We start from the raw sequence: 25742 nt of genomic DNA, 5'->3' as shown, positions 1-25742 counted from the left end.
GCCGCTCCTACATGAACAATTGGATGTTGCCGAACGCGGCGTCGCAGTTCACCAGGTCGACGCGCTTGAGGCGGATGCGCAGCGCGCCGTCCTGCTCGACCAGGTGATGCGTGGCCCAGCCGGCGTACAGCGTCTGCGCGTCCTGCCGCGTCTCGACGTAATGGAAGGCGGTGCGCACCACGTGGCGGCCCTGGTCCGGCGCCGAATCGGGATGGTCGTGCTCGACCGTGGGCGCCTGCAGCAGGTGGTGGCAGCGGCTTTTGGGTTGCTGCGAGAAGGTGCGCTGGCCGGCCAGGCGCTCGACGCGCACGCGCAGCAGCAGCTTGTCCTCGTACATGAGCGAGGCATGCAGACGGGCGTCGGTCTGGCCGTGGGCCAGCGGCATCCAGTAGTAGCCATCGTCGGCGTACAGCTCCAGCCAGTCCTCGAAGCGCAGCTCGTCGAGCAGGCGCGCCTCGGCGTAGACGAAATCGATCAGGTCGCGGTCGCTGAAGCTCATGCCTGCTCCGTCATGTAGCGGCCCCATGCGCGGTACTGGTTGCGCATCTGCCATTCGTTGGTGCCGTTGGTGGTGACGTTCTTCTGGCCGAGCTCGGCCGGGTCGTAGAGGCGGCCGACGTTGACCCAGTCGCGGGCGCGCGATTGCAGGCCATCCTGCGCGCGCTCGTACATCTCCAGGTCGTCGTGGCCGACCACCGAGGTGGGCGCGTTGATCAGGCGGTTGTACATGAGGGTGCGTTCCAGCAGCAGGTCGGGCGCGCCGACCAGGCGGAAGGTCCACGATTCCACCAGGGTGCGGTCGGCGGCGATCGGCTTGAACACGCGCAGGGTCTGGATCGGGCCCTTGACCATGATGTTGGGGAAGTACACGGTGTTGTGGCGCACGTCGCCCAGGATCTGGTGGGCGCGCTCCTCGCCGTAGGCGGCGACCATCGACTCCCAGTAACCCGGAATGCCCGAATAGGCGGCGTGGATCGAATCGGACACGCCGGTGTGGCCGTGGCCGTTTTCCCAGACGCGGATGCCCATGTTCTCGAAGAACTCGTAGGGCGAGATGAAGGGCGCGAACAGTTCCACCGCCATCGGCTTTGGGGTGCCGGCCGGGGCCTGCTCCCAGACCTTGACGGCGGTGCCGGCCGACGATTCGTGCGCCACCATCGGGTGGCAGGTGTCGGTCTGGTTGTCGACCAGCATCTTCCAGTTGCAGCGGTGCATGTAGCGCAGCACGCCGCCGGCCACTTCCAGCCGGCCCTCGGGCGAGCGGTCGACCATGTTGTCCAGCGTCGACAGCGCGTCGCCGAAGAAGTCCTCGAACGACTGGCCGTTCGGGTTCAGGCGGCAGAACACGAAGCCGCGATGGTTGCGCACGTCTTTGACCGCCGCCATGCCCTGGCTGGCCTCGCACTGCTCCAGGCCGGTGTTCTCGTAGCCCTTCTTCAGCGGGATCGACAGCAGGCTGCCGTCGGTCTTGAAGGTCCAGGCATGGTACGGGCAGCGGAAGAACTTGCCGGTGTTGCCGCAGGCGTCGCCCGCCACCATGGTGCCCTTGTGCGGACAGCGGTTGTGCAGCACGCGCACCGAGCGGTCGCTGTGCCGCACCATCACCACCGGCTGGTTGCCGACGGTGGTGGTGATGTAGTCGCCGGGATTGGGCACCTGGCTGTCGTGGCCGACAAAGACCCAGGTGTTGGCGTACAGCCGTTCCATCTCCAGGTCGAACAGTTCCGGGTCGATGAACAGGTCCTTGTGCACCTCGGTCTCGCGCAGCAGGGCGCGGATGGCGTCGGGGTTGTCGCGGTATTTGGCCATGGTGGTCTCCTCTTGTCGCGCCCGGCCCTACAGGTCCAGCACCAGGCGCGCCGACTTGGCGCGCGAGATGCAGATCTGGATGATCTTGCCGCTGGCCTTCTCGGTATCCGACAGGTAGTAGTCGCGGTGGTCCGGCTCGCCCTCCAGCACAGTGGCCTGGCACACGCCGCATTCGCCGCGCTTGCAGTCGTACATCGGGTCGCAGCCTTCTTCTTCCATGATGTCGACGATGGTCTTGTCGGCGGGGATGGTCAGCACCCGGCCGGACTGGCGCAGTTCGACCTCGAAGGGTTGGTCGCCCGCCTGCGGCGCGGCGCTGGCGAACAGCTCGAAATGGATGTGGGCGTCGGGCCAGTGGCGCGCGCGCGCTTCCTGGATGACGGCGTCGATCAGGCCCTTGGGGCCGCAGACGTAGAGGTGCTGGCGCGGATGGGCGGCGTCCAGCAGCGCCTTCAGGTCGAAGCGGCAGGTCGCGTCGTCGTCGGCGTGCGGCACCAGCGCGTCGCCGGCCAGCGCCTGCAGTTCCGGCAGGAACGCCAGCTGGTCGCGGCTGCGGCCGCTGTAGTGCAGTTCGAAGGCGCGGCCGGCGGACTTGAGCGCCGCGGCCATCGACGCCACCGGCGTGATGCCGATGCCGCCGGCGATCAGCACCACCGGCTCGTCGCCGGCCGGGGCCTCGTGCAGCGGGAAATCGTTCTTCGGGCCTTCGACGCTGAGCGTGTCGCCCACCGCCAGCCCGTGCATGTGGCGCGATCCGCCCTGGCTGGCTTCCTCCAGCCGCACGCCCAGGCGGTATTCGACGGGTTCGGCGAAACGGCCGGCCTCCGGCGCCAGTTGCACCAGCGAGTAGCAGCGCGGTTCGCGCAGGCCCGGCACGCTGACCTTCAGGTGGGCGCCGGGGCCGAAGGCGGGCAGGGCGCCGCCGTCTTCGCGCGCCAGGCGCAGCGAGCGGATCAGCGGCGATTCCTGCCGGACTTCACGGACGATGAGTTTCAGGGTTTGCACGGCGTTCGTCTCTATCTCGATGTCAGGCGGCCAGTTTTTCGGCCAGTTGGCGTTCCATGGGGCCGCATTTCTCGTCGGCCAGCGCGGCCTGGCGCAGGGCGCGCAGCGAGGCGGCCGCATCGGGCCGGCCCGCCAGCTGGGCGGCGGCCGCGATCAGCTGGCGGTACTTGCCGCCGCCGCGCACGTGGGTGTCGCTGTAGCCTTTGACCAGGCGGCGGCAGTTGACGGTCTCGACCGCCAGGTCGTAGTCGCGCGGCGCCAGGCTGGCGATCAGGTCGAGCCATTGGGTCAGCCCCGCGGATTCGATCTGGTGGCGCAGCGTGCGGCGGCGGAAGCGCCGCATGCCGGCTAGCGTGTACAGCATCAGGAAGCCGCCCAGCGTGCCGCTCTGCATGCGGCGGCCCTTGCCCAGGCGGCGTTCGACGAAACCGCCGAAGGCTTTCGACCGTTCGAGCCAGCGGCCCAGCCCGGCCGGCAGCGTGCCGCAGATTTCCTCCAGCCGCGGATGCATGAATTCGGTGGTGTAGACCAGTTGGTCCGGCTTGGCGCCGACTTCGGCGCGCACCCGCTCGAAGCGGCTGCCGCGCGTCTTCAGGTCGGCCACGCGGATCACGTCGTCATAGGCCATGGCGGTGGCCAGGTAGCGCGCGGCGGCACAGGTCAGCGCCCATTGCCTGGCGTCGCCGCCGTGGCGCGCGTCGAGTTCGCGGATCGCGGCCATGCGGGCCAGGTAGTCCTGGGCATAGGCCAGGTCCTGGAACTCGATCTGGCGGCGCACGCCGGCCGTCAGCATCGGCTGCGCACAGGCGGGGAAATCGCGCTGGATGCGGTCCAGCAAGGCCTGCGCCTTCGGGCTGGCGGCGCGCTCGGGCACGGCGGGCACCGGCCGCGTCAGGTCGATCGCGGCCGGCTGCGCGGGCGCCTGGTCGGCGGCCTCGAAGCCGAGCGCGAAGGCGCGCAGGCTGGCGTCCACGCCGACGCCGGCGCGGCGCACGGTGGCCTCGAAGTCGTCGCGCGAGAACGGCAGCGCGCCGCTGCCGGCCACGGCGCCGAACAGGCTGGCGCTGATGACGCTGCCGGCGCGGTCGGCCAGGTCCTGCAGGTCGAAGCAGAGGAAACGGCGGGCCGCGGCACGGCCGGCCTCCAGCACCTTGTTGGGATCGGCGATGCCGTTGCCGGGCGCCGATTTCTCGCTGACCGCGTAGCTGCGATGCGATGAGGTGATCAGCATGCTGCGGTCGGGCGTGACCAGCCCGCGCTGGATGGCGCGGCCGCCTTCCATCAGCTCGGCCGCCACCACCAGGTCGACGTCGCCCGGCGTGGGCATCAGCGCCAGCGCGGGCGGACGGCCGGCGCGGGTCACGTCGGACTCGGGCAGCAGTTCCAGGTAATAGATGGTGGCGCCGGTGCGTTGCGCCACGCCCGGCACCGAGGTGGTCTGGGCCCACCAGCCGGCGTGCTCGGCCATGTCGACGATCCAGTCGGCCAGCACGCCGCCGCCCTGGCCGCCCATGGCCAGGATGGCGATCTTGATGGGAGTGCCTTGCTGCAATGCCACCGGGTTCATGGGGCGGGTCCTCACAGGGCGAATTTGGCCAGGCGCGCTTCGCGGCGGCGCTGCAGGTAGCCGATCACGCCCTGGCGCAGGCGCGCCAGGAAACGGTCGCGGCCGCTGGGATTGTGGACGATGTCGGCGCGGTAGAAGGACGGGCACAGCACGGCGGCGTGCGCCACTTCGCCGCAGTTGCCGCAGCCGACGCAGCTGCTCTCGACGTGGGCGACCGGATCTTCCTTGAGGGGATCGCCGCTGTCCTTGACCGTCAGGGACGGGCAGCCGGACAGCCGGATACAGGCGTGGTCGCCGGTGCAGACGTCGGGGTCGACGCCGAAGCGTTCCTTGACCACGCGCTTGCCCGCCTTGACCGCCTGGTTGAACAGCGGCTTGATGCGGCGCTGCTTGTTCAGCATGCATTCCGACTGGGCGATGATGACCTTGGGGCCCTTGATGTCGGTGGTCAGCGCTTCTTCGATGGTGGCGCGCACCTTGGCCACGTCGTAGGTGCGGTCCAGCGTGCGCACCCACTTCACGCCCACGCCGCGCACGGCCTGGTCGATGGGATTGTTAGTGGAGCGGTCCGGATTCTCGGCGCGCGAGGACAGGATGTCCTGCCCGCCGGTGGCCGAGGCGTAGAAGTTGTCGACGATGACGATGACGCCGTCGTATTTGTTGAACACCGCGTTGCCGATGCCCGAGGCCAGGCCGTTGTGCCAGAAGCCGCCGTCGCCCATGATCGAGATGGGCCGCTTGGCCGCCGGCACGTTGAAGGCCGCGGCGCTGGACGCGCCCAGGCCGTAGCCCATGGTGGTCGCGCCCAGGTTGAACGGCGGCAGGATCGAGAACAGGTGGCAGCCGATGTCGCAGGAGATATGGTGCTGGCCCAGCTTTTCCTGCGCCAGCGTCAGGGCCGAGAAGATCGGCCGCTCCGGACAGCCGGTACAGAAGCCGGCCGGGCGGGGCGGCACCACGGCGGCCAGTTCCGCGACGTGCTTGTGGAAGGTGATGGGCTGCTCGGCCGGACGCGGCGCGGGCTTGGGCCGCGTGATCTCGGTGACCTGCAGCGCGGGCTCGGCGGCGCCGGCGTCGGCGGCCACGGCCGGATGGGTCTGCAGCGATTCGGGGCGTTCGCGTTTGAGGAATTCACGCAGGCCGTCGCGCATCACCTGGGTGGTGTATTCGCCGGCCATCGGCAACACGTCCTTGCCGGACAGTTTCGTATCGACGCCGGCCTTGCGCAGCACCGCGTGCAGGGCCTGTTCCAGGTAGTCGGGCTGGCCTTCCTCCAGCAGCAGCACGGCGCGCTTGCCGCGGCAGAAGTCGATGACCTCGTCCTCGATGACGGGGTAGGCCACGTTCATCACGTACAGCGGGATGCGGCTGTTGCCGAAGTTGTCGGCCAGGCCCAGCAATTGCAGCGAACGGATCACGCCGTTGTACAGGCCGCCCTGCAGGATCAGGCCGATGTCGTCCTGGTCGCCGTCGAAGTGCTCGTTGAGCTTGTGTTCCTTGATATAGCGGATGGCGGCGGGCCAGCGCTCCTTGATCTTTTCCTGCTCGTGCAGGAACGAGGCCGGCGGCAGCACGATGCGGCTGGTGTCGCGCGCCGGGCTTTCCAGCGCCTGGGCCAGCGAGAACGCCGGCCGCTGGTTGTCCTTGGCGATGAAGCGGCCGTGCACGTGGCAGCCGCGGATGCGCAGTTGCAGCATCACCGGCGTCTTGCTGGCCTCCGACAGCGCGAAGCCGTCTTCCACCGCCTTGACCATGCTTTCCAGGTTGGGGCGCGGATCGAGCAGCCAGATCTGCGATTTCATGGCGAACGCGTGCGAGCGTTCCTGCATGATGGACGAGCCTTCGCCGTAGTCCTCGCCGACGATGATGAGCGAACCGCCGGTGACGCCGCCCGAGGCCAGGTTGGCCAGCGCATCGGAGGCGACGTTGGTGCCGACGGTGGATTTCCAGGTGACCGCGCCGCGGATCGGGTACATGACCGAGGCGGCCAGCGTGGCGGCGGCGGTGGCTTCCGAGGCGCTGGCCTCGAAGTGCACGCCGAGTTCCTGCAGGATGTCGTTGGCGTCGGCCAGCACGTCCATCAGGTGCGAGATGGGCGAGCCCTGGTAGCCCGCGACATAGCCCACGCCGGACTGCAGCAGCGCCTTGGTGACCGCGAGAATCCCCTCGCCGCGGAACTCCTCGCCCGCGCCGATGCGCAACTGCTGGACTTCTTTCTTGAAAGACCTTTCAGCCATCTCGAACTCCTCCACGCGGACCGGCATCCGGGTCCCGAAGCCATGCTGCTGCGCAGCACGCCCATGTCACGAAATTTCGCTCTGAAAAATACTTTAGGAGTCAACGTTTTAGCTGTCAACAAAAAAGATGAAATTTCATGGAATCAAAAAAATATCACGCGAAAACAAGGGTGTATATACTGGTTGTCCTCTAGCCTGAAGGCGCTGAAAAGGCGCTTTCATGGTGCAAAAACGGGTCGCGATTCGGGGTATACCCTGTGCTGCGCAACAGCATTGCGCCGCGTCATGGCGCGCGTTTGCGCCGCCGTGGTGCAATGCGCCTGCCGGCCTCGGGTCGTCTATTCACTATTGATGCGTGGGAGCGGAACAACATGCGGTCGGACAAGCAGGGCAACGGGACCCAGGCCAGTGGCGCGCGGTTCGTCGACGACTACCTGGCCTACCTGCTGGCGCAGGCCAGCCAGCGCATCTCGGCGGAGTTCCACCAGCAGGTGAAGGCCGCCGGCCTGTCGGTCACCGAATGGCGGGTGCTGGCCAGCCTGGAGGGCAGCGCCGGCGAGACCATCGGCGACCTGGCGGTGCTGGCGATCACCAAGCAGCCGACGCTCAGCAAGGTGGTGCAGCGCATGGAGACCGAGGGGCTGGTGGCGCGCAGCGGCGTGCGCGCCGACCGCCGCCAGACGCGCGTGGTCATCACCACCAAGGGCCGCCACCTGATCGGCGCGCTGTGCGAGCAGGCCATGCAGCACCAGAAGGCGGTGCTGGCGCCGTTCGGCGAGGACCAGGCGGCGCTGCTGATCGACATGCTGCGGCGCCTGATGGCCGAGCACGTGCCGCTCGACCTGCCGCTGGACGCCGACGAATAGGGGCGCTCCGGCCGCGCCGGACGGGGCTGGCGCCGGTATGGCGGCCGGTCCGGCCGGGCGAACAGTGTTTATATCAAGGGATGATCGATTTTTTTGTCATATTTTTATACGTCCCTAAATATGTTTCTCCTCTGAAAACCCCCTCCGGTACGCATAAACCCTTAATTGACGCGGGTCTTGGGCCTAGGCAATATCGCGCCGGTATTCAGACTATAGTCAGGAGTTAAACCTATGCGCCGCACTTTGATTGCCATCGCGATCGCCGCCGCCGTGGCCGTGCCCTCGATCGGGCAGGCCAAGACCTTCCGTTGGGCCGCCCAGGGCGACATCCTCACCTTTGATCCGCACTCGCAGAACGAAGGCATGACGATTGCCGCCAACAGCTACGTCTATGAACCGCTGGTGGACTACGACAAGGACTTCAAGGTGGTGCCGCGCCTGGCAACCGAGTGGGAGCAGGTTTCGCCCACGCTGTACCGCTTCAAGCTGCGCCCCGGCGTCAAGTTCCACGACGGCGCCGCCTTCACGGCCGACGACGTGGTGTTCTCGGTGCACCGCGCCATGGCGCCCACCTCGAACTACAAGGCCTACACCACCGGCATCAAGGAAGCGCGCAAGATCGACGACCTGACGGTCGAGATCGAGACCTCGGCGCCCAACCCGGTGCTGCTGCGCCAGCTGCCCAACGTGTTCATCATGAACAAGGCCTGGTCGGAGAAGAACAACATCGCCAAGCCGCAGGACTTCGTCAACAAGGAAGAGACCTTCGGCGCCCGCAACACCAACGGCACCGGCCCGTACAAGCTGAAGTCGCGCGAAGTCGACGTGCGCACCGTGTTCGAAGAGAACAAGGGCTGGTGGAACCAGGCCAACAAGGTCGGCAACGTGACCGAAGTGGTGTTCACCCCGATCAAGCAGAACGCCACCCGCACCGCCGCGCTGCTGTCCGGCGAGATCGACTTCGTGCTGGATCCGGCCGCCCAGGACCTGGACCGCCTGCGCCAGTCGGCCAAGGTGGTCGAGGGCAACGAATACCGCACCATCTACCTGGGCCTGGACCAGAAGCGTCCCGAGCTGCAGTACTCCAGCATCAAGGGCAAGAACCCGTTCCAGGACATCCGCGTGCGCGAAGCGCTGTACCGCGCCATCGACGTCGACGCCATCAAGCGCGCCGTGATGCGCGGCCTGTCGGCGCCCACCGGCACCATGATCGCGCCGCAGGTCCACGGCTGGGCCGAATCGCTGCACAAGCGCGTGCCCTACGATCCCGAGAAGGCCCGCGCCCTGCTCAAGGATGCCGGCTATGACGGCACCCTGAACTTCACGCTGGACTGTCCCAACAACCGCTACATCAACGACGAGGCCATCTGCCAGGCCGTGGTCGGCATGTGGGCCAAGGTGGGCGTGAAGGCGACCATGAACGCCATGCCGCGTTCGACCTACTTCCCCAAGGTGCAGAACTCCGACACCAGCGCCTACCTGTTCGGCTGGGGCGTGCCGACGTTCGACGCCATGTACACGCTGCAGAACCTGATCCGCACCAAGGGCGAGGGCGCGGACGGCATGTACAACCTGGGCAACTACAGCAACAAGGACCTGGACGCGGTCATCGACCGCATCAAGACGGAAACCGACGTGGCCAAGCGCGACGCCGACATCCGCAAGGTGCTGGAAGTCCACGCCCAGGAATTCGGCCACATCCCGCTGCATGACCAGGTCATCCCCTGGGCCATGCGCAAGAACGTGTCGGTGATCCACCGCGCGGACAACCGCCTCGTTGCCGACTGGGTCAAGGTCGACTGACCCCGCCCTTCCGGCTAATCAGACAGCGAAGCCCCGCGGGGCTTCGCCGTTTTGCCTTTCCCGCCTATGTTTGCTTTCATACTGCGTCGCCTGTTGCAGGCCGTAGCGGTGATGCTCACCGTCGCGCTACTGGCCTTCGTGCTTTTTCAATACGTCGGCGACCCTGTCACCATCATGCTGGGGCAGGACGCCACCGATGCCGAGCGCATCGAACTGCGTGAGCGCCTGGGGCTGAACGAGCCCGCCATCGTCCAGTTCGGCCACTTCGTGGCCAACGCCGCGCAAGGCAATTTCGGCATTTCCCTGCGCCAGAGCGAACCGGTCTCGACCCTGCTCAAATCGCGCCTGCCGGCCACGCTGGAGCTGTCCCTGGTGGCGGCCCTGCTGGCGCTGGTGGTGGGCGTGCCGCTGGGCGTGTATACCGCGCTCAAGCGCAACAGCCTGCTGTCGCAGTTGTTGCTGGCCGGCTCGCTGCTGGGCGTGTCGTTGCCGACCTTCCTGATCGGCATCCTGCTGATCCTGGTGTTCTCGGTGCAGCTGGGCTGGCTGCCCAGCTACGGCCGCGGCGATACCGTGGCGCTGGGCTGGTGGACCTCCGGCCTGTTCACCGCGAATGGCTGGAAGCACCTGATCCTGCCGTCGATCACGCTGTCGCTGTTCCAGATGACCCTGGTGCTGCGGCTGGTGCGTTCGGAAATGCTGGAGGTGCTGCGTTCGGACTACATCAAGTTCGCCCGCGCCCGCGGCCTGAAGCGTCGCGCCATCCATTTCGGCCACGCGCTCAAGAACACCATGGTGCCCGTCATCACCATCACCGGCCTGCAGCTGGGTGGCATCATCGCCTTCGCCATCGTGACCGAGACGGTGTTCCAGTGGCCCGGCATGGGGCTGCTGTTCATCCAGGCGGTGCAATTCGCCGACGTGCCGGTGATGGCCGCGTACCTGTGCCTGATCGCGCTGGTGTTCGTGGTGATCAACCTGATCGTCGATCTTCTGTATTTTGTCGTGGACCCGCGCCTGCGCTCCGGGCTGACCCGCGGCGGAGGTGGCCACTGATGCGTGCCGTTATGAAACGCTGGTGGGACAGCGATATTGCCTGGGCCTGGCGCCGGGCCCCCGTGGCCATCGTCGCCACCGTGCTGCTGGCAGCCCTGCTGATCGGCTCCTTCGGGGCCGGCTGGGTGGCGCCGCACAATCCGTTCGACCTGACCAAGGTCGAACTGCTGGACGCGCTGCTGCCGCCGGCCTGGTCGCCCAACGGCCAGTCGACCTATCTGCTGGGCACCGACAGCCAGGGCCGCGACCTGTATTCGGCGATTCTGTACGGCACCCGCGTGTCGCTGCTGATCGGCCTGGCCTCGGTGCTGCTGTCGATGCTGATCGGCATCGTGCTGGGGCTGATCTCGGGGTACGCGGGCGGGCGCATCGATGCCTTCATCATGCGGATCGCCGACGTGCAGCTGTCGTTCCCGGCGATCCTGATCGCGCTGCTGATCGACGGCGTGGCGCGCGCGGCGGTGCCGCGCGAGCTGCACGAGATCATCGCGTTCCCGGTGCTGATCGGCGCCATCGCACTGGCCGGCTGGCCGCAGTACGCGCGCACGGTGCGCGGCTCGACCCTGGTGGAGAAGAACCGCGAGTACGTGCAGGCGGCGCGCGTGATCGGCGTGGCCTCGCCCGTGATCATGTTCCGCCACGTGCTGCCCAACGTGCTGGGGCCGGTGCTGGTGCTGGCCACCGTGCACCTGGCGACCGCCATCATCACCGAGGCGACGCTGTCGTTCCTTGGGGTGGGGGTGCCGCCGACGGCGCCGTCGCTGGGCACGCTGATCCGCATCGGCAACGATTTCCTGTTTTCCGGCGAATGGTGGATCACCATCTTCCCGGGCGCGGCGCTGGTGCTGCTGGTGCTGTCGGTCAACCTGCTGGGTGACTGGCTGCGCGACGCATTGAATCCACGCCTGAATTAGAGATATACCCATGAGCGCATTACTTGAAGTCCGCAATCTGCGCGTCGAGTTTCCGACGCGCCGCGGCACGCTACGCGCCCTGGACGACGTGTCCTTTTCGATCCAGGCGGGCGAAGTCCTGGGCGTGGTGGGGGAATCGGGCGCCGGCAAGTCGCTGACCGGCGCGTCGATCATCGGCCTGCTGGAACCGCCCGGCCGCATCGCGGCCGGCGAGATCCTGCTGGCGGGCCGGCGCATCGACAACCTGCCCGACGAGCAGATGCGCCGCGTGCGCGGCCGCGAGATCGGAGCGGTGTTCCAGGACCCGCTGACCTCCTTGAATCCGCTGTACACGGTGGGCCGGCAACTGGCCGAGACCATCGTGACGCACCTGGACATGAGCTGGTCGCAGGCGCGCAACCGCGCGGTCGAGCTGCTGGCGGCCACCGGCATCCCGGCGGCGCGCGAGCGCATCGACCACTATCCGCACCAGTTCTCGGGCGGCATGCGGCAGCGAGTGGTGATCGCGCTGGCGCTGGCGGCCGAGCCCAAGCTGGTGGTGGCGGACGAGCCGACCACGGCGCTGGACGTGTCGATCCAGGCGCAGATCATCGAGCTGCTCAAGCGCCTGTGCCGCGAACAGGGCACGGCGGTGATGCTGATCACGCACGACATGGGCGTGATCGCGGAAACGGCGGACCGCGTGGCGGTGATGTACGCGGGACGCGTGGCCGAGATCGGCCCCGTGCGCGACGTCATCCACCAGCCGCGCCATCCGTATACGACGGGGCTGATGGGATCGATCCCGTCGCTGCAGGGACATTCCGAGCGGCTGGTGCAGATCGACGGCAGCATGCCGCGGCTGAACGCGATTCCGCCGGGCTGTGCCTTCAATCCGCGCTGCGGGCGGCGCCTGCCGCGCTGCGGCCAGGACCGGCCCGAGCTGATGCCGGCGGGCACGTCCCGCGCGGCCTGTTGGTTGCATGAAAACGAAGTCGAGGTGGCCACATGAGCACGCCGTTGGTGGAAGTGAAGGACGCGGCGCGCTGGTTCGATGTGTCGCCGCCCTGGCTGGAGCGCAAGCTGGCGGGCAAGCCGCGGGTGATGCTGCGCGCGGTGGACGGCGTGTCGTTCGAGATCAAGCGCGGCGAGACGCTGGCGCTGGTGGGCGAGTCGGGCTGCGGCAAGTCGACGGTGGCGCGCATGCTGGTGGGGCTGTATGGCCTGACCCGCGGCGACATCCGCTTCGACGGCCAACCGTTGTCGCGCATGTCGGAGCCGGGCGGGCGCGAGCTGCGCAAGCGGCTGCAGATGATCTTCCAGGATCCGTATGCGAGCCTGAATCCGCGCTGGCGGGTCGGCCGCATCATTGCCGAGCCGATGCTGACGCACACGAAGATGACGCCGGCCGAGCGCACGGCGCGGGTCGGCGATCTGCTCAAGCAGGTGGGGCTGGATCCGGCCGACCAGAGCCGCTATCCACATCAGTTCTCGGGCGGGCAGCGCCAGCGCATTTCGATCGCGCGGGCGCTGGCGGTGAATCCGGAGTTCCTGGTGTGCGACGAGCCGACGTCGGCGCTGGATGTGTCGGTGCAGGCGCAGGTGCTGAACCTGATGAAGGATCTGCAGCGCGAGCTGGGACTGACCTACCTGTTCATCTCGCACAATCTGGCGGTGGTGCATCACGTGGCCGATCGGGTCGGGGTGATGTATCTGGGGCGGATGGTGGAGGTGGCGCCGCGCGATGAGCTGTTCGCGCGGCCGCGGCATCCGTATACGCGGATGCTGCTGGAGGCGATTCCGGATATCGATGGGACCGGGAAGCCGCGCACGGCGGTGGCGGGGGAAGTGCCGAATCCGTTGAATCCGCCGTCGGGGTGCACGTTTCATCCTCGGTGTCCGCATGCGAATGAGCGGTGCAGGGCGGAGGCGCCTGTGGGGCGGATGGCGGGGGGGGCGGTTGTGGCTTGCCATGCGGTGGAGGAGGGGCGGATTGCGGGGTGATTCCAGTGTGGGCAGTTTGTTGAGTTCTTGAGGCGTCTGTCGCGGCGGGCGGCGGGGTGTGCGGGGCTACGATTGCGGTCCGGAGCCTTCGCTCCGGACTGCCCCTGCGTCATCCTCGTCCGCCTTCGGCTCCCTACGGATTCCCTTGGGCGCATCTACACGCCCCGCACACCCCGCCGCCCGCCGCGACAGACTTGCTTCAGCGGCTCATGACGGGTGCTGGGGCGACTGGTGTGCTTGGCGTGTTTGCCGGCACTGTCGTGGGGGGAGAGGGTCTTGCGGGGCTGCTGCCACGGGGCCGCGCGGGCGGCCCGTTGCAGCGTCTGAGGGGTGGGACGTCGATGCGGTGCTGGCTTGCCGGCTTGCCGGTTTTTTGGCGGGGCGGTGTCGCGGGGGAGTGGTTTTGGCAAAGGGCTTCTTTTGGGAAGCCCTTTTTGCTTGGTGGCGGGCGGCTCATTGGGGCCTGCCGCCTGCCTTCCGGTTCAGTGGCGGTGGCCGGGGTCGTTGTGGTCGTGGGGGTGGTCGTGGGCGTCGTCTTCGTCCTCGTCGTCGTCTTCTTCGTCTTCCTCGTCCGGATCGGGCAGGGGTTCCTCGGTCAGGGCGAAGGGGAGGACGTCTTCCAGGGTGTCGGACCAGGCGGATTCTTCGCCGTCGTGGTCGAGCTTGATGAAGCGTTCGCCTTCGTTCAGTGAGATCTGGATGGCCCAGAGGTAGAGGCAGTCGTAGGTGTCGTCGCCGGTCGGGGGCAGGCCGCCGCGGTTGCCCAGGAGGCGGGCGCCGGGGCCGCCCAGCTGGACGTGGGTCTGCTCTTCGTCGGGCTCGGCGTTTTCGTCGATGGGCACGCCATAGGTGACCCATTCGGTGCCTTCTTCTCCCAGCACGACTTCGGCCAGGACGGGCTTGCCCAGGTAGGCGCTGAGGGCGTCCGCGGTCTTGGCCAGCATGTCGAGTTCGGTCGCGCTGAAGTGGGTCAGGGAAGGCGGGGGCGTGGCGGAGGCGGACATGGGGGTTCCTGGCGCGATGATGCCGCGGGGACGGCGTTACGAAAAAACAGACGCTATTGTCTCGCGATCACGCGAGGCTTGCATCGGGCGCTTGGATGACGATGCATCCAGGCGCGGCGTGGCGGGATGTCAGGCCGGCGCGGCGGGACGTTTGCGGGCGCTGTCGGGGGATTGGCCGGTCAGGCGCTGGAACATGGCGATGAAGGCGGACGGGGTGCTGTAGCCGAGTTCGCGCGCCACGGTTTGCACCGGATGGCCGGCATCGAGCATCTCCAGCGCGCTGACGACGCGCAGGCGCTGGCGCCATTCGTTGAAGGGCATGCCCAGGTGCTGCTGGCAGTGGCGCAGCAGGGTGCGCTCGGTGATGCCGGCGGTGGCGGCCCAGTGGGCCGCGCCGCGCTTGTCGCCAGGCTGGCGCTGCAGGGCCGCGAGAATCGGCGCCAGCGTGGCGTCGTGGGTGGACGGCAGATAGCTGGCGTAGGCGCGGGCCACGCGGATCTGGTCGATCACGACCTGCGCCAGGCGCCGGTCTTCGGGCGTATCCGGATAGGCGACGCCGCGCCGTTCGAAGTCGGCCAGCACGGCGCGCATGACCGGGCTGATTTCCAGCGTGCAGGGCGTGGCGGGCAGGGTGGCGCAGGCGGCGGCGGGGACGTCGATGCAGGCGTAATGCACTTCGGCCTGGTTCTGGCAGCAATGGGGGACCTGCGGCGGGATCCAGATGGCGTAGTGGGGCGGCGACAGGTAGGTCGTGTCCTCGATGCCGATTTCCATGATGCCCGAGAGGGCGAAATTCAATTCGCCCCAGGGCGAGCGATGGCGCTGGATGCTGGATTTCGGCAGGAAGTGCAGGATGCGGCAGGCCAGGGGATAGGGCCTGCCGGGGCCAAGGTCGGGAAAGGGGGCCATGTCCGAAGTTCGCGTGGAATTGTCGGTTTTTCATTATATACAGCGAGTCGGACAGCTCCTACACTGGCCGCTTGTTTTCCATGCTTGGCAGTATTTCCATGACGCGCGCAGATTCTCCCGCCACCCCGGCCCGCTACCTGATGTTCCCGCTGCTGGCGGCGCTGATCTGGTCGGTCAACATGATCGTGACCAAGATGGCGGCCGGCCTGATCTCGCCGGCGGTCATCGGCTTCTACCGCTGGACCCTGGCGGGCGTGCTGCTGACGCCGTTCGCGCTGCCCGGCCTGTGGCGCCAGCGCCGCCTGGTGTGGCCCTACCTGCCCAAGTTCGCGGTGCTGGGCGGGCTGGGCATGGCGCTGTACCAGGGCCTGGCCTATGTGGCGGCCGGCAGCACGACGGCGACCAACATGGGCATCATCACCGCGATGATCCCGCTGCTGACGATCGCGGTGGGGGCGCTGGTGCTGCGCGAGCGGCCGTCGGCGCTGGCGCTGCTGGGCGGCCTGCTGTCGCTGGCGGGCCTGGCGCTGCTGATCGGCGAGGGCGATCCGACGCGGTTGCTGTCGGTGGGCGCCAACCATGGCGACGTGCTGATGGGCGTGGCCGCGCTGGCCTACGCGCTCTACGGAGTGCTGCTGCGCCGCTGGGGCCTGCCTGTCGGGCCGTGGGTGTCGCTGTACGTGCAGGTGGCGTTCGGCGTGCTGTTCCAGCTGCCGGGGTTCCTGATGGCGCCCGCCTCGCCCATCAATGGCGACAACCTGCCGCTGGTGCTCTATGCCGGGGTGTTCCCGTCGCTGTTCGCGCCGTTCCTGTGGATGCAGGGCGTGCGGCACCTGGGGCCGAACCGCGCCAGCGTGTTTCTGAACCTGATGCCGGTGGGCACGGTGGCGATCGCGGCGGTGTTCCTGGACGAGAAGCCGCATCTCTTTCACATCATCGGCGGCGCGATGGCGCTGGCCGGGGTGATGCTGGCGCAGATGCGGGCGCCGTTCGCCGGCTGGCGGCGGGCGCGGGCCGCGTCGTAGAACGGCCGCCTGTCGCACGCCTGTCCGGGTTCCGGCCTACAATCAACGATTCATCAGCTTTCTTACCCTATACGAGCCCATGGCCCAATACGTCTACACCATGAACCGCGTCGGCAAGATCGTGCCGCCCAAGCGGCAGATCCTGCGTGACATCTCGCTTTCGTTTTTTCCTGGCGCCAAGATCGGCGTGCTGGGCCTGAACGGCTCGGGCAAGTCGACGCTGCTGAAGATCATGGCGGGCGTGGATCGCGAAATCGAGGGCGAAGCCATCCCCATGCCGGGCCTGAACATCGGCTACCTGCCGCAGGAGCCGCAGCTCAACCCCGAGCACACGGTGCGCCAGGCGGTTGAGGAAGGCCTGGGCGCGGTGGTCACCGCCAAGAAGCGCCTGGACGAGGTCTACGCGGCCTACGCCGAGCCGGACGCCGACTTCGACGCGCTGGCCGCCGAGCAGGCCGAGCTGGAAGCCATCATCGCCGCCGCCGCCTCCAGCGGCGCCGACGACATCGAACACCAGATGGAAATCGCCGCCGACGCGCTGCGCCTGCCGCCCTGGGATGCCATCGTCGGCAACCTGTCCGGCGGTGAAAAGCGCCGCGTGGCGCTGTGCCGCCTGCTGCTGTCCAAGCCCGACATGCTGCTGCTGGACGAACCCACCAACCACCTGGATGCCGAAAGCGTCGAGTGGCTGGAACAGTTCCTGCACAAGTTCCCGGGCACCGTCGTGGGCGTGACCCACGATCGCTACTTCCTGGACAACGCCGCCGAGTGGATCCTCGAACTGGACCGCGGCTACGGCATCCCCTGGAAGGGCAACTACAGCTCGTGGCTGGAACAGAAGGAAGACCGCCTCAAGCAGGAAGAGTCGTCCGAGTCGGCCCGCCAGAAGACCATCAAGAAGGAACTGGAGTGGGTGCGCCAGAACCCGAAGGGCCGCCAGGCCAAGGCCAAGGCGCGCCTGGCCCGCTTCGAGGAACTGTCGTCCTACGAATACCAGAAGCGCAACGAAACCCAGGAAATCTTCATTCCGGTGGGCGAGCGCCTGGGCAACGAGGTCATCGAGTTCAACAACGTCAGCAAGGCCTACGGCGACCGCCTGCTGATCGACAACCTCAGCTTCAAGATCCCGGCCGGCGCCATCGTCGGCATCATCGGCGCCAACGGCGCCGGCAAGTCGACGCTGTTCCGCATGATCGCGGGCCGCGAGCAGCCGGATTCGGGCGAAGTGAAGATCGGCCAGACCGTCAAGCTGGCCTACGTCGATCAGTCGCGCGACGCGCTCGAAGACAAGAAGACCGTGTTCGACGCGGTCGCCGACGGCGCCGACCTGCTGACCGTGGGCAAGTTCGAGATGTCCTCGCGCGCCTATCTGGGGCGCTTCAACTTCAAGGGCGGCGACCAGAACAAGGTGGTCGGCCAGCTGTCGGGCGGTGAACGCGGCCGCCTGCACATGGCCAAGACGCTGATCGCCGGCGGCAACGTGCTGCTGCTGGACGAACCGTCCAACGACCTCGACGTCGAAACGCTGCGCGCGCTGGAAGACGCGCTGCTGGAGTTCCCCGGCAGCGTCATGGTCATCAGCCACGATCGCTGGTTCCTGGACCGTATCGCCACGCACATCCTGGCCTTCGAAGGCGATTCGCAAGTGGTGTTCTTCGATGGCAACTACCAGGAGTACGAAGCCGACAAGAAGCGCCGCCTGGGCGAAGAGGGCGCCAAGCCCAAGCGCCTGCGCTACAAGGCATTGAAGTAAGCTGGCCTGACTGGCAGTCCGAAAACCCGGCCATTGCGTGCCGGGTTTTTTTCAAGCGGTTCCCAATATTCCAGGAGTCCCCCCATGCTGCTGCAAGCCTCCGATTCCACGCTGCTCATCGTCGACATGCAGGGCCGCCTGATGCCCGTGATCCACGACGGCGACGCGGTGTTGGCCGCCAACGCCAAGCTGGCGCAGGCCGCGCGGCTGCTGGAGGTGCCGGTGGTGGCCACCGAGCATCACAGCAAGATGCTGGGCGTCACGGTGGCGCCGCTCGCCGAACTGGTGCAGTCCACGTTCCAGAAGATGCACTTCTCCGCGGCGCGCGAGCGCGGCTTCGATGCGTGGCTGCCGGCGGCGCGCAAGACGGTGCTGGTGACCGGCTGCGAGGCCCACATCTGCGTGTTGCAGACCGTCATCGGTTTGACCGAACTGGGTTACAAGGCGGTGCTGGTGGCCGACGCGGCGGGTTCGCGCAAGCCGTCCGACCACCATGCCGCGCTGCGCCGCGCGCGCGCCCACGGCGCCGAGATCGTGACCACGGAGATGGCGATTTTCGAGTGGATGGAGACCTGCGAGCATGCGCGCTTCCGCGACGTGTTACGTCTGGTCAAATAGCGGTCCGTTCCAGCAACACTGTCCCTGGGAAGCGCAAAGATTCCCTCGCCGTTTGACACAATTCCTGGGCAAACTTCACAGCGCGGGACGGGATATTTTGCGATCCTGAAGGCTCTAAACCCACAAGGGGCATCGTGCGCTCGCGTCTGGATCTTGGTGCGACCCCGGGGACAAGAATAGGAGCCTCATCATGAAAATCGCATCTCTTTCCAAAATCTGTGTCGCTGTTGCCATGGCCGCCGCCATGGCGGGTTGCTCGTCGTGGGATAGCATGAGCCATCGCCAGAAAAGCACGGTGGGCGGTGCGGCGCTCGGCGGCGTGGCGGGTGCCGTCATCACCAACGGCGGCATTCTCGGCACGGTGGGCGGCGCGGCCATCGGCGGCGTCATCGGCGATCAGGTGGGCAAGCACTAAGCCGCGAACCAGGCGGTCGCCAGCGCAGGCTGGCGCGCTGAGCCCAAATGCGAAAACGCCCGGCATTGCCGGGCGTTTTTTTGCGCGCATCGCGTGCGGATCCGGCGCCGGCCAGCGGCGCGCGGAAAACGCGTCAGGATTCGCTTTGCGGCATCTCGATCTTCACTTCCAGCACTTCGAGGGTGTCCTGGCGTTCCAGGTGCACCTTGATGTCCTCGGGGTTGATCTTCACGTATTTGGAAATCACCGCGATGAGTTCCTGCTGCAACTGCGGCAGGTAGTCGGGCGAGTCGCCACGGCCCCGCTCGTGGGCCAGGATGATCTGCAACCGTTCCTTGGCGACGGAAGCGGATGTTTTCTTTTGACCAAGCAGAAACGACAGGAAGGACATTGCTTACTTGCCTCCGAACAGGCGTTTCAGGAAACCCGGCTTTTCGTAGTCGGTAAAGCGCAGGGCCTTGTCTTCGCCCAGGTAGCGGGCCACGACGTCCTTGTAGGCCTCGGACACGTCGGTATCTTTCAGGTGGATGGCCGGCAGGCCCTGGTTCGAGGCCTGCAGCACGGCTTCGGACTCGGGGATGACGCCGATCAGCTTGATGCGCAGGATGTCCTCGATGTCGCCCAGCGACAGCATCTCGCCGTCGACCACGCGCTTGGGGTTGTAGCGCGTCAGCAGCAGGAATTCCTTGACCGGGTCGCCGCCTTCGACGGCGCGCTTGGACTTGGCCGCCAGGATGCCCAGGATGCGGTCGGAGTCGCGCACCGACGAGACTTCGGGGTTGGTCACGACCAGCGCGTCGTCGGCGAAATAGGCCGCCATCAGCGCGCCCGTCTCGATGCCGGCGGGCGAGTCGCAGACGATGTAGTCGAAGCCCATTTCCTTCAGGTCGTTGATGACCTTTTCCACGCCTTCCTGCGTCAGCGCGTCCTTGTCGCGCGTCTGCGAGGCGGGCAGGATGAACAGGTTTTCAAGCTGCTTGTCCTTGATCAGCGCCTGGTTGAGCGTGGCTTCACCCTGGATCACATTGACGAAGTCGTACACCACGCGACGCTCGCAGCCCATGATGAGGTCGAGATTGCGCAGGCCGACGTCGAAGTCGATGACAGCGGTCTTGTGGCCCCGCATCGCGAGGCCCGCGGAAAAACTGGCGCTCGTCGTGGTTTTGCCCACGCCGCCTTTGCCGGAAGTCACCACAACAATGCGTGTCATGACGATCAAACCCTTATGTTCGAATAAATCGCGTTATCGTAAAGCAAAAAGCCCGTGTAAGGCTTCTTACAGAATGTGTTGAACGGGCACCGCCCGTTCAAGGTAAACAGAGTCTGTCGATGCAAGACCGTTCCGAGCCTGGCGCGGTCTTGCCAGAGGCCGGCCCGCTCAGGCTTTCAGGGCCTCGATGCGCAAGGTATCGCCATCCAGGCGCACCAGCGCGGGCTGGTTGTGCAGCGAGCGGTCGAGCTTGTCCTCGACCACGCGATAGACGCCGGCCACGGCCAGCAGCTCGGCATCCAGATGCGTGGTGAAGATGCGCGCCGAGGTGTCGCCGCGCGCGCCGGCCATGGCCTTGCCGCGCAGCGGTCCGTACACGTGCACGTTGCCGTCGGCGATGACTTCGGCGCCCTGGCTGACCATGCCGATCACGACCAGGTCGGTGTGGCGCGCGTAGACGCGCTGGCCGGAACGCAGCGGGCGGGTGATGACCAGGGCCGACGACGATTGCGGCGCGGCCGGCGTCGGGCTGGCGGCCGACGTGGTGCTGGCGGCGGCGCGCTCGGGCAGCGGTTCGGCCGCGCTCTTGGGCGTGGCGGGTTCGGCGGCCTTTTCGGCCGGCGCTTCGGCAGCCGTGGTGGGCGCGGGCGCGATCTCGACGGCGGCGGCCGGCACCGACGGCACCGGCGTGGCGACGTCGTTGGGCGGGGCGGTGTCGATCACCTGCGCCGGACGCGCGGCCGGGGTGGACAGCTCCACCGGCGTCAGGCCCGCGGCGCGGGCCGCGGCCAGGTTGGCGCCTTCGGCCACCACGCCGATGGGCGGCAGGTTGTGCCCGCGCAAGGCGCCGACCAGCGCGGCCCAGTCGATGGCTTCCTCGACGCGGCTGGCGTCGATCACCACGGGCTCGTTCTCGAAGAAGCTGCCGGCGTCGGCCATGCGCTTGGCCAGCGCGGCGTTCAGGCGTTCGGGGTCGGCGCTGTGCAGGACCACCCGGATCGCATACAGGGTGGCGCTCTTGAAGTCCAGGGCTAGGGATTCAGTGTTCATCTTGATTGGGGCTGGCGGTTCGGGGCGCCTGGAAGGGGCGCGCGCAACCGGCTGCGGAATGTCGGGCATGATAACCCGCCCGGGCCCCGTTCAATCGTTCGGCCAAGGGTAAAAACCCCCCAGGTTGCGGGTGGCTTCGGCGGCGGCGGCCACCACCAGCGCCGCATGTTCGCGTTGCAGCCGCGGCGTGGGCATGGTCAGCGTGACGGCGCCGGCCAGGGCCCCCGTTTCATTGAAGACCGGCGCCGAGATGCCGGACAGCTCGGGCATGCGGTCACCCTCCAGCACCACCACGCCGCTGTGGCGGATGGTCTCGTACGGCTCGCCGGCCGCGCCGGCGAAGGCCATCAGCACGCGTCCGCCCGCGCCCCGTTCCAGCGGCAGCAGGTCGCCGGCCTTGATGTGGTCGCGCACCGGCTGCGGCGAATCCACCCGGTACAGGCACAGGCGATGGTCGCCCTGGCGCACGTGGAACGCGGCGCTTTCGCGGGTCACGCGGGTCAGTTCCCGCAGTACCGGCATCACCACCCCTTCCAGCGAGAACGACGCCGCATACACGGCGTGCAGCCGCGCGATCTCCGCGCCCAGCGTGTAGTGGCCGTCCGCGCTGCGCTGCACCAGGCGGCCGTGTTCCAGCGAGGCCAGCAGGCGCAGCACGGTGCTCTTGTAGAGCTGGGTGCGCTCGGCCAGTTCCGCCAGGGTCAGGGCGGTGTCGCCCGTGCGGAAGGCGGACAGCACCGACAGCGCGCGATCGACCGCGGCGGCGCCGCCGGGCGCGGCGTGCTGGTCGGCGAGGGAGGGCTGGCTGGCTTTTCTGGGCATGGCGAAACGGCCTTTCGGACAGGCAGGGTTGACACCCGGAATCCGGATGGGGAATAATTTATAGAACGTCGTTCTATCTTATAGAACGCTAAGGAGAAAGTCAATGCCCCAGATTCTAGTCAGCGAGGTCGGCCCCCGGGATGGGTTGCAGAGCATCGCCGCCGTCATGTCCACGCCCGCCAAGCTGCGCTGGATCGGCGCGCTGGCGGCGGCCGGCCTGCGCGAAATCGAGGTCTGCTCGTTCGTGCCGCCCAAGCTGCTGCCGCAGATGGCCGATGCCGCCGAGGTGGTGGCCGGCGCGCGCCAGTTGCCCGGCCTGCACGTCGCGGCGCTGGCGCCGAACCTGCGCGGCGCGCAGGCCGCCTTCGAGGCCGGCGCGGCCAAGGTCACGCTGCCGGTGTCGGTGAGCGAGGCCCATTCCCTGGCCAACGTGCGCAAGACCCACGCGCAGATGCGTGACGAAGTCGCGGCCGTGGTGGCGCTGCGCGACGCCCGCCATCCCGGCGTGAAACTCGAGGCCGGTCTGTCGACCGCCTTCGGCTGCACCCTGGCCGGCCAGGTGCCGGAAGCCGACACGCTGCGCATGGCCGTGGCCATGGCGCAGCTGGGCGTCGACGAGGTCGGGCTGTCGGACACCACCGGCTACGCCAATCCGGCGCAGGTCGGGCGCCTGTTCAAGGCGCTGCGCGCCGAACTGGGCGCGCGCGCCGGCGGCGCCCATTTCCACAACACCCGCGGCCAGGGACTGGCCAACGTGGTGGCGGCGCTGGAGGTCGGCGTCGACACCTTCGACGCCAGCCAGGGCGGCCTGGGCGGCTGCCCCTACGCGCCCGGCGCCTCCGGCAACATCGTCACCGAGGACCTGGTGTTCCTGCTGGAGTCGATGGGCCTGGATACCGGCATCGACGTCGACGCGCTGATGGCGGCCCGCGCCGCGCTGCGCGACGGGTTGCCGGGCGAAGCGCTGTACGGCCACTTGCCCGACGCGGGCCTGCCGAAAGGATTCACCTACGCGCGGGAGGCCGCATGAGTACGCATGACCCCCATCCGGCCAGCGCCGAACCGGCCCTGCCGCTGACGGGCATTCGGGTTGTCGAATTCACCCACATGGTGATGGGCCCCACCTGCGGCATGATGTTGGCCGACCTGGGCGCCGAGGTCATCAAGATCGAACCGGTGCAGGGCGACAACACGCGCCGCCTGAAAGGCTCGGGCGCGGGCTTCTTCACCATGTTCAACCGCAACAAGAAGAGCCTGCCGGTCAACCTGCAGGATCCGCGCGGCATCGAACTGGTGCTCAAGCTGATCGCCACCGCCGACATCGTCAGCGAGAACTTCAAGGCCGGCACCATGGCGCGCCTGGGGCTGGACTACGCCACGCTGTCGAAGCTGAACGAGCGCCTGATCTACGTCTCGCACAAGGGCTTCCTGCCTGGTCCCTACCAGCACCGCACCGCGCTCGACGAGGTGGTGCAGATGATGGGCGGCCTGGCCTACATGACCGGCCCCGAAGGCCGCCCCCTGCGGGCGGGCGCGGCCGTCAACGACATCATGGGCGGCATGTTCGGCGCCATGGGCGCCATGGCCGCGCTGCTCGAGCGCCAGCGCACCGGCCGCGGCCAGGAAGTGCAGAGCGCGCTGTTCGAGAACAACGTGTTCCTGGTCGGCCATCACATGATGCAGTACGCCGTCACCGGCAAGCCCGCCGCGCCCATGCCCAGTCGCATATCGGCGTGGGCGGTGTACGACGTCTTCACCGTCAAGGACGGCGAACAGATCTTCCTGGCCGTGGTGTCCGACACCCAGTGGAAGCTGTTCTGCGACGCTTTCGGCTTCGCCGACCTGGCCGCCGACGCGCGCCTGGCGGGCAACAACGACCGTGTCGAGGCCCGCGCCTGGCTCATGCCGATCCTGCGCGAACGCCTGGCGTCCGAGCCGGCCGCCGCCATCGCCGCCCGCTTCGAGGCGCACGGCCTGCCTTACGCGCCCATCGCCAAGCCGCAGGACCTGTTCGACGATCCGCACCTGGCCGCCACCGGCGGCCTGGCCGAGATCGCCCTGCCGCAAGACGGTGCGGGCAGCGGGGCGGTCAACGCGCATGCCAAGGTGCCGCTGCTGCCCATCACGCTGGGCGGCCGCCGCCCCGGCGTGCGTATCGATCCCCCGGCATTGGGCGCGCATGGCGCCCAGTTGCTGGAAACCCTGGGGCTGAGCGCGACGCAGATCGCGGCCCTGACCGAAGCAGGCGTCGTGGGGCCTGTGAACTAACCCTGTCGGCCCCGGCCGTCCCGCCCGATATATATCCCCTCTGGAGACAACTCATGCATGCCCTCTCGCGCCTCTTGCCGCGCCGCCTGGCCGCGGCCGCGATCGCCGTCGCCACCCTGGCCGGCGCCGCGCCCGCCATCGCCGCCTATCCCGAACGCCCCATCAACCTGGTCGTGCCGATGCCGCCGGGCGGCGGCACCGACGTCGTCAGCCGCCTTCTGGCCGAGCGCCTGGGCGTGGCCACCGGCTGGAACCTGGTGGTGCAGAACAAGCCCGGCGCCACCGGCAACATCGGCATGGACTACGTGGCCCGCGCCCAGCCCGACGGCTACACCGTCGGCATGGGCCAGGCCGCCAACCTCGCGATCAACCCCGCGCTGTATCCGAAGATGCCCTTCGACCCGAAAAAGGACTTCACCCTGGTCGGCCTGGTCGCGGCCCAGCCGGTGGTCCTGGTGGTGCGCGCCGACTCGCCCTACAAGACCCTCGCCGACCTCGTCGACGACGCCAGGAAAAAGCCCGCCGCCGCGTTGCGCCTGGCCTCCGCCGGCAACGGCACCATCGGCCACATGTCCGGCGTCATGCTCGCGCGCCGCGCCGGCGTCGAGTTCCTGCACGTCCCCTACAAGGGCGCCGGCCCCGCCGTCACCGACCTGGTCGGCGGCCAGACCGACCTCTACTTCATCACCCCGCAGACCGCCTTCCCCCTGCTCGCCGCCAACAAGCTGCGCGCCCTGGCCGTCACCTCCAACGCCCGCCTGGCCGCCTTGCCCGACGTCCCCACCGTCGCCGAATCCGGCTACCCCGGCTTCGAAGCCTCCGCCTGGACCGGCCTGGTCGGCCCCGCCGGCATGTCCCCCGACATGGTCAACCAGCTCAACGCCCGCATGCAGGCCGTCCTCAAGGAACCCGCCGTCATCAAGCGCCTGGAAGACGAAGGCAGCCAACCCCTGGGCGGCACCCCCGCCGACTTCGAGGCCTACATGAAAAGCGAAACCGCCAAGTGGGCCGACGTAGTAAAGGCCGCCAACATCAAACTGGACTGAAAGAGGGCGGGGGGGGCGTCCGCCCCCCCCAAAAAAAAGCAATCGCCACGCCCCCCTCCGCGCAGCGCCCATCGCCCCAACGCCAGACACCACGTATGCCAAAACCGGCCGCCCGCGCGGCCGATTTTGGCGGGCCCCGCAACCCTCTCCGGAACCCCAAGGCCCAGCAGCGCCTCAATTCTTTACCCAGGTAGCGCCTCGCGCGGCGGGTCGGGGGCGGGCGCAACCTCGATGCGCCCGAGGGAATCTGAAGGGAAGGCCGCAGGCCTGGACGAAGATGACGACGGGGGGGGGCCGCCTAGGCAAGTCCGGAGCGAACGCTCCGGACCGCAATCGTGGGCGCGCCCGCCCCCCGACCCGCCGCGCGAGGCGCGGCCTACGA

24 protein-coding genes are annotated in these 25742 nt (G+C 67.9%); 13 read left to right on the top strand and 11 right to left on the bottom strand.

Going from position 1 to position 25742, the window contains the following annotated elements; genetic code table 11:
* Positions 1–7 precede the first annotated feature (7 nt).
* From AOZ53_RS28675 to AOZ53_RS28655, 5 genes are read right to left on the bottom strand one after another with little or no spacing between them, the layout of a single operon-like run.
* Positions 8–499 carry an aromatic-ring-hydroxylating dioxygenase subunit beta gene (locus tag AOZ53_RS28675; protein WP_054432868.1) on the bottom strand — a complete coding sequence of 164 codons (492 nt, stop codon included), beginning with the start codon at positions 497–499 and terminating at the stop codon, positions 8–10.
* Complete coding sequence (locus AOZ53_RS28670) at positions 496–1809, bottom strand: aromatic ring-hydroxylating dioxygenase subunit alpha (protein WP_054432869.1); 1314 nt, start codon at positions 1807–1809, stop codon at positions 496–498. The genes AOZ53_RS28675 and AOZ53_RS28670 overlap by 4 nt, the downstream gene beginning before the upstream one ends.
* 27 nt (positions 1810–1836) lie before the next feature.
* Positions 1837–2814, bottom strand: coding sequence for a PDR/VanB family oxidoreductase (locus tag AOZ53_RS28665; protein ID WP_054432870.1), 978 nt, complete (start codon positions 2812–2814; stop codon positions 1837–1839).
* 22 nt (positions 2815–2836) lie between these two features.
* Positions 2837–4381: an indolepyruvate oxidoreductase subunit beta family protein gene (locus AOZ53_RS28660; protein ID WP_054490353.1), complete on the bottom strand. Its 1545-nt coding sequence runs from the start codon at positions 4379–4381 to the stop codon at positions 2837–2839.
* An 11-nt stretch (positions 4382–4392) separates the two neighbouring features.
* On the bottom strand, positions 4393–6618 hold the full coding sequence (locus tag AOZ53_RS28655; protein WP_054433080.1) for an indolepyruvate ferredoxin oxidoreductase subunit alpha: 2226 nt from the start codon (positions 6616–6618) through the stop codon (positions 4393–4395).
* Positions 6619–6989: 371 nt separating this feature from the next.
* On the opposite strand from AOZ53_RS28655, the gene AOZ53_RS28650 reads away from it, so the two are divergent.
* The 6 genes from AOZ53_RS28650 (at position 6990) to AOZ53_RS28625 (ending at position 13240) form a co-directional block, all read left to right on the top strand.
* Positions 6990–7484 carry a MarR family winged helix-turn-helix transcriptional regulator gene (locus AOZ53_RS28650; protein WP_054432872.1) on the top strand — a complete coding sequence of 165 codons (495 nt, stop codon included), beginning with the start codon at positions 6990–6992 and terminating at the stop codon, positions 7482–7484.
* Between the two features lie 231 nt (positions 7485–7715).
* A complete protein-coding gene (locus AOZ53_RS28645) occupies positions 7716–9287 on the top strand; it encodes an ABC transporter substrate-binding protein (protein ID WP_054432873.1) in 1572 nt (523 codons plus the stop codon).
* Between the two features lie 66 nt (positions 9288–9353).
* Entirely contained in the window at positions 9354–10343 is a 990-nt protein-coding gene (locus AOZ53_RS28640) for an ABC transporter permease (RefSeq protein WP_054416501.1), read from the top strand.
* A complete protein-coding gene (locus AOZ53_RS28635) occupies positions 10343–11257 on the top strand; it encodes an ABC transporter permease (protein ID WP_054432874.1) in 915 nt (304 codons plus the stop codon). The genes AOZ53_RS28640 and AOZ53_RS28635 overlap by 1 nt, the downstream gene beginning before the upstream one ends.
* A gap of 10 nt (positions 11258–11267) precedes the next feature.
* Complete coding sequence (locus AOZ53_RS28630) at positions 11268–12248, top strand: ABC transporter ATP-binding protein (RefSeq protein ID WP_006393133.1); 981 nt, start codon at positions 11268–11270, stop codon at positions 12246–12248.
* Positions 12245–13240 carry an ABC transporter ATP-binding protein gene (locus tag AOZ53_RS28625; RefSeq protein WP_054490351.1) on the top strand — a complete coding sequence of 332 codons (996 nt, stop codon included), beginning with the start codon at positions 12245–12247 and terminating at the stop codon, positions 13238–13240. The genes AOZ53_RS28630 and AOZ53_RS28625 overlap by 4 nt, the downstream gene beginning before the upstream one ends.
* Before the next feature lie 482 nt (positions 13241–13722).
* Here the strand turns inward: AOZ53_RS28625 and AOZ53_RS28620 are convergent, their stop codons facing one another.
* Positions 13723–14244 carry a hypothetical protein gene (locus AOZ53_RS28620; protein ID WP_054432876.1) on the bottom strand — a complete coding sequence of 174 codons (522 nt, stop codon included), beginning with the start codon at positions 14242–14244 and terminating at the stop codon, positions 13723–13725.
* Positions 14245–14373: 129 nt separating this feature from the next.
* Positions 14374–15153: an AraC family transcriptional regulator gene (locus AOZ53_RS28615; protein WP_054432877.1), complete on the bottom strand. Its 780-nt coding sequence runs from the start codon at positions 15151–15153 to the stop codon at positions 14374–14376.
* Positions 15154–15251: 98 nt separating this feature from the next.
* Here AOZ53_RS28615 and AOZ53_RS28610 point away from each other — a divergent pair, with 98 nt between their 5' ends.
* The 4 genes from AOZ53_RS28610 to AOZ53_RS28595 all read left to right on the top strand — a co-directional run bounded on the left by AOZ53_RS28610 (position 15252) and on the right by AOZ53_RS28595 (position 18964).
* Complete coding sequence (locus AOZ53_RS28610) at positions 15252–16178, top strand: DMT family transporter (RefSeq protein ID WP_082385803.1); 927 nt, start codon at positions 15252–15254, stop codon at positions 16176–16178.
* A 79-nt stretch (positions 16179–16257) separates the two neighbouring features.
* A complete protein-coding gene (gene ettA, locus AOZ53_RS28605; RefSeq protein ID WP_006393139.1) occupies positions 16258–17931 on the top strand; it encodes an energy-dependent translational throttle protein EttA in 1674 nt (557 codons plus the stop codon).
* 84 nt (positions 17932–18015) lie between these two features.
* Positions 18016–18549 (top strand): isochorismatase family protein, encoded by a 534-nt coding sequence (locus AOZ53_RS28600; protein WP_054432878.1) that lies wholly within the window; start codon positions 18016–18018, stop codon positions 18547–18549.
* Positions 18550–18739: 190 nt separating this feature from the next.
* The gene (locus AOZ53_RS28595; protein ID WP_006388976.1) at positions 18740–18964 is read left to right on the top strand and encodes a glycine zipper 2TM domain-containing protein; all 225 of its coding nucleotides are present in this window, start codon (positions 18740–18742) and stop codon (positions 18962–18964) included.
* Between the two features lie 133 nt (positions 18965–19097).
* On the opposite strand, the gene minE is transcribed toward AOZ53_RS28595, so the two are convergent.
* The 4 genes from minE to AOZ53_RS28575 form a co-directional block, all read right to left on the bottom strand.
* Positions 19098–19355 (bottom strand): cell division topological specificity factor MinE, encoded by a 258-nt coding sequence (gene minE, locus AOZ53_RS28590; protein ID WP_006393143.1) that lies wholly within the window; start codon positions 19353–19355, stop codon positions 19098–19100.
* Positions 19356–19358: 3 nt separating this feature from the next.
* Entirely contained in the window at positions 19359–20174 is an 816-nt protein-coding gene (gene minD / locus AOZ53_RS28585) for a septum site-determining protein MinD (protein ID WP_035361266.1), read from the bottom strand.
* 168 nt (positions 20175–20342) lie between these two features.
* Complete coding sequence (gene minC / locus AOZ53_RS28580) at positions 20343–21224, bottom strand: septum site-determining protein MinC (protein WP_054432879.1); 882 nt, start codon at positions 21222–21224, stop codon at positions 20343–20345.
* A 90-nt stretch (positions 21225–21314) separates the two neighbouring features.
* Positions 21315–22046: an IclR family transcriptional regulator gene (locus AOZ53_RS28575; RefSeq protein ID WP_054432880.1), complete on the bottom strand. Its 732-nt coding sequence runs from the start codon at positions 22044–22046 to the stop codon at positions 21315–21317.
* Between the two features lie 103 nt (positions 22047–22149).
* On the opposite strand from AOZ53_RS28575, the gene AOZ53_RS28570 reads away from it, so the two are divergent.
* The 3 genes from AOZ53_RS28570 to AOZ53_RS28560 are packed head-to-tail and all read left to right on the top strand — an operon-like array spanning position 22150 to position 25360.
* The gene (locus AOZ53_RS28570) at positions 22150–23076 is read left to right on the top strand and encodes a hydroxymethylglutaryl-CoA lyase (protein ID WP_054432881.1); all 927 of its coding nucleotides are present in this window, start codon (positions 22150–22152) and stop codon (positions 23074–23076) included.
* Entirely contained in the window at positions 23073–24314 is a 1242-nt protein-coding gene (locus AOZ53_RS28565; protein ID WP_054490349.1) for a CaiB/BaiF CoA transferase family protein, read from the top strand. The genes AOZ53_RS28570 and AOZ53_RS28565 overlap by 4 nt, the downstream gene beginning before the upstream one ends.
* 53 nt (positions 24315–24367) lie before the next feature.
* Complete coding sequence (locus AOZ53_RS28560) at positions 24368–25360, top strand: Bug family tripartite tricarboxylate transporter substrate binding protein (protein WP_054432883.1); 993 nt, start codon at positions 24368–24370, stop codon at positions 25358–25360.
* Positions 25361–25742: the final 382 nt, after the last annotated feature.

The sequence above is a fragment of the Achromobacter sp. 2789STDY5608621 genome (genome assembly GCF_001299375.1).
In the GTDB taxonomy this organism is placed as follows: domain Bacteria; phylum Pseudomonadota; class Gammaproteobacteria; order Burkholderiales; family Burkholderiaceae_B; genus Achromobacter; species Achromobacter insuavis.
The sequence above is the reverse complement of the archived record's forward strand: the minus strand, read 5'-3'. Positions and strand labels throughout refer to the sequence as shown.

Excerpts from the sequence above, each read along its gene's own strand:
- AOZ53_RS28675 (WP_054432868.1), bottom strand. The coding sequence starts at position 499 with ATGAGCTTCAGCGACCGCGACCTGATCGATTTCGTCTACGCCGAGGCG.
- AOZ53_RS28670 (WP_054432869.1), bottom strand. The coding sequence starts at position 1,809 with ATGGCCAAATACCGCGACAACCCCGACGCCATCCGCGCCCTGCTGCGC.
- AOZ53_RS28660 (WP_054490353.1), bottom strand. The coding sequence starts at position 4,381 with ATGAACCCGGTGGCATTGCAGCAAGGCACTCCCATCAAGATCGCCATC.
- AOZ53_RS28655 (WP_054433080.1), bottom strand. The coding sequence starts at position 6,618 with ATGGCTGAAAGGTCTTTCAAGAAAGAAGTCCAGCAGTTGCGCATCGGC.
- AOZ53_RS28650 (WP_054432872.1), top strand. The coding sequence starts at position 6,990 with ATGCGGTCGGACAAGCAGGGCAACGGGACCCAGGCCAGTGGCGCGCGG.
- AOZ53_RS28645 (WP_054432873.1), top strand. The coding sequence starts at position 7,716 with ATGCGCCGCACTTTGATTGCCATCGCGATCGCCGCCGCCGTGGCCGTG.
- AOZ53_RS28640 (WP_054416501.1), top strand. The coding sequence starts at position 9,354 with ATGTTTGCTTTCATACTGCGTCGCCTGTTGCAGGCCGTAGCGGTGATG.
- AOZ53_RS28635 (WP_054432874.1), top strand. The coding sequence starts at position 10,343 with ATGCGTGCCGTTATGAAACGCTGGTGGGACAGCGATATTGCCTGGGCC.
- AOZ53_RS28630 (WP_006393133.1), top strand. The coding sequence starts at position 11,268 with ATGAGCGCATTACTTGAAGTCCGCAATCTGCGCGTCGAGTTTCCGACG.
- AOZ53_RS28625 (WP_054490351.1), top strand. The coding sequence starts at position 12,245 with ATGAGCACGCCGTTGGTGGAAGTGAAGGACGCGGCGCGCTGGTTCGAT.
- AOZ53_RS28620 (WP_054432876.1), bottom strand. The coding sequence starts at position 14,244 with ATGTCCGCCTCCGCCACGCCCCCGCCTTCCCTGACCCACTTCAGCGCG.
- AOZ53_RS28615 (WP_054432877.1), bottom strand. The coding sequence starts at position 15,153 with ATGGCCCCCTTTCCCGACCTTGGCCCCGGCAGGCCCTATCCCCTGGCC.
- AOZ53_RS28610 (WP_082385803.1), top strand. The coding sequence starts at position 15,252 with ATGACGCGCGCAGATTCTCCCGCCACCCCGGCCCGCTACCTGATGTTC.
- ettA (WP_006393139.1), top strand. The coding sequence starts at position 16,258 with ATGGCCCAATACGTCTACACCATGAACCGCGTCGGCAAGATCGTGCCG.
- AOZ53_RS28600 (WP_054432878.1), top strand. The coding sequence starts at position 18,016 with ATGCTGCTGCAAGCCTCCGATTCCACGCTGCTCATCGTCGACATGCAG.
- AOZ53_RS28595 (WP_006388976.1), top strand. The coding sequence starts at position 18,740 with ATGAAAATCGCATCTCTTTCCAAAATCTGTGTCGCTGTTGCCATGGCC.
- minE (WP_006393143.1), bottom strand. The coding sequence starts at position 19,355 with ATGTCCTTCCTGTCGTTTCTGCTTGGTCAAAAGAAAACATCCGCTTCC.
- minD (WP_035361266.1), bottom strand. The coding sequence starts at position 20,174 with ATGACACGCATTGTTGTGGTGACTTCCGGCAAAGGCGGCGTGGGCAAA.
- minC (WP_054432879.1), bottom strand. The coding sequence starts at position 21,224 with ATGAACACTGAATCCCTAGCCCTGGACTTCAAGAGCGCCACCCTGTAT.
- AOZ53_RS28575 (WP_054432880.1), bottom strand. The coding sequence starts at position 22,046 with ATGCCCAGAAAAGCCAGCCAGCCCTCCCTCGCCGACCAGCACGCCGCG.
- AOZ53_RS28570 (WP_054432881.1), top strand. The coding sequence starts at position 22,150 with ATGCCCCAGATTCTAGTCAGCGAGGTCGGCCCCCGGGATGGGTTGCAG.
- AOZ53_RS28565 (WP_054490349.1), top strand. The coding sequence starts at position 23,073 with ATGAGTACGCATGACCCCCATCCGGCCAGCGCCGAACCGGCCCTGCCG.
- AOZ53_RS28560 (WP_054432883.1), top strand. The coding sequence starts at position 24,368 with ATGCATGCCCTCTCGCGCCTCTTGCCGCGCCGCCTGGCCGCGGCCGCG.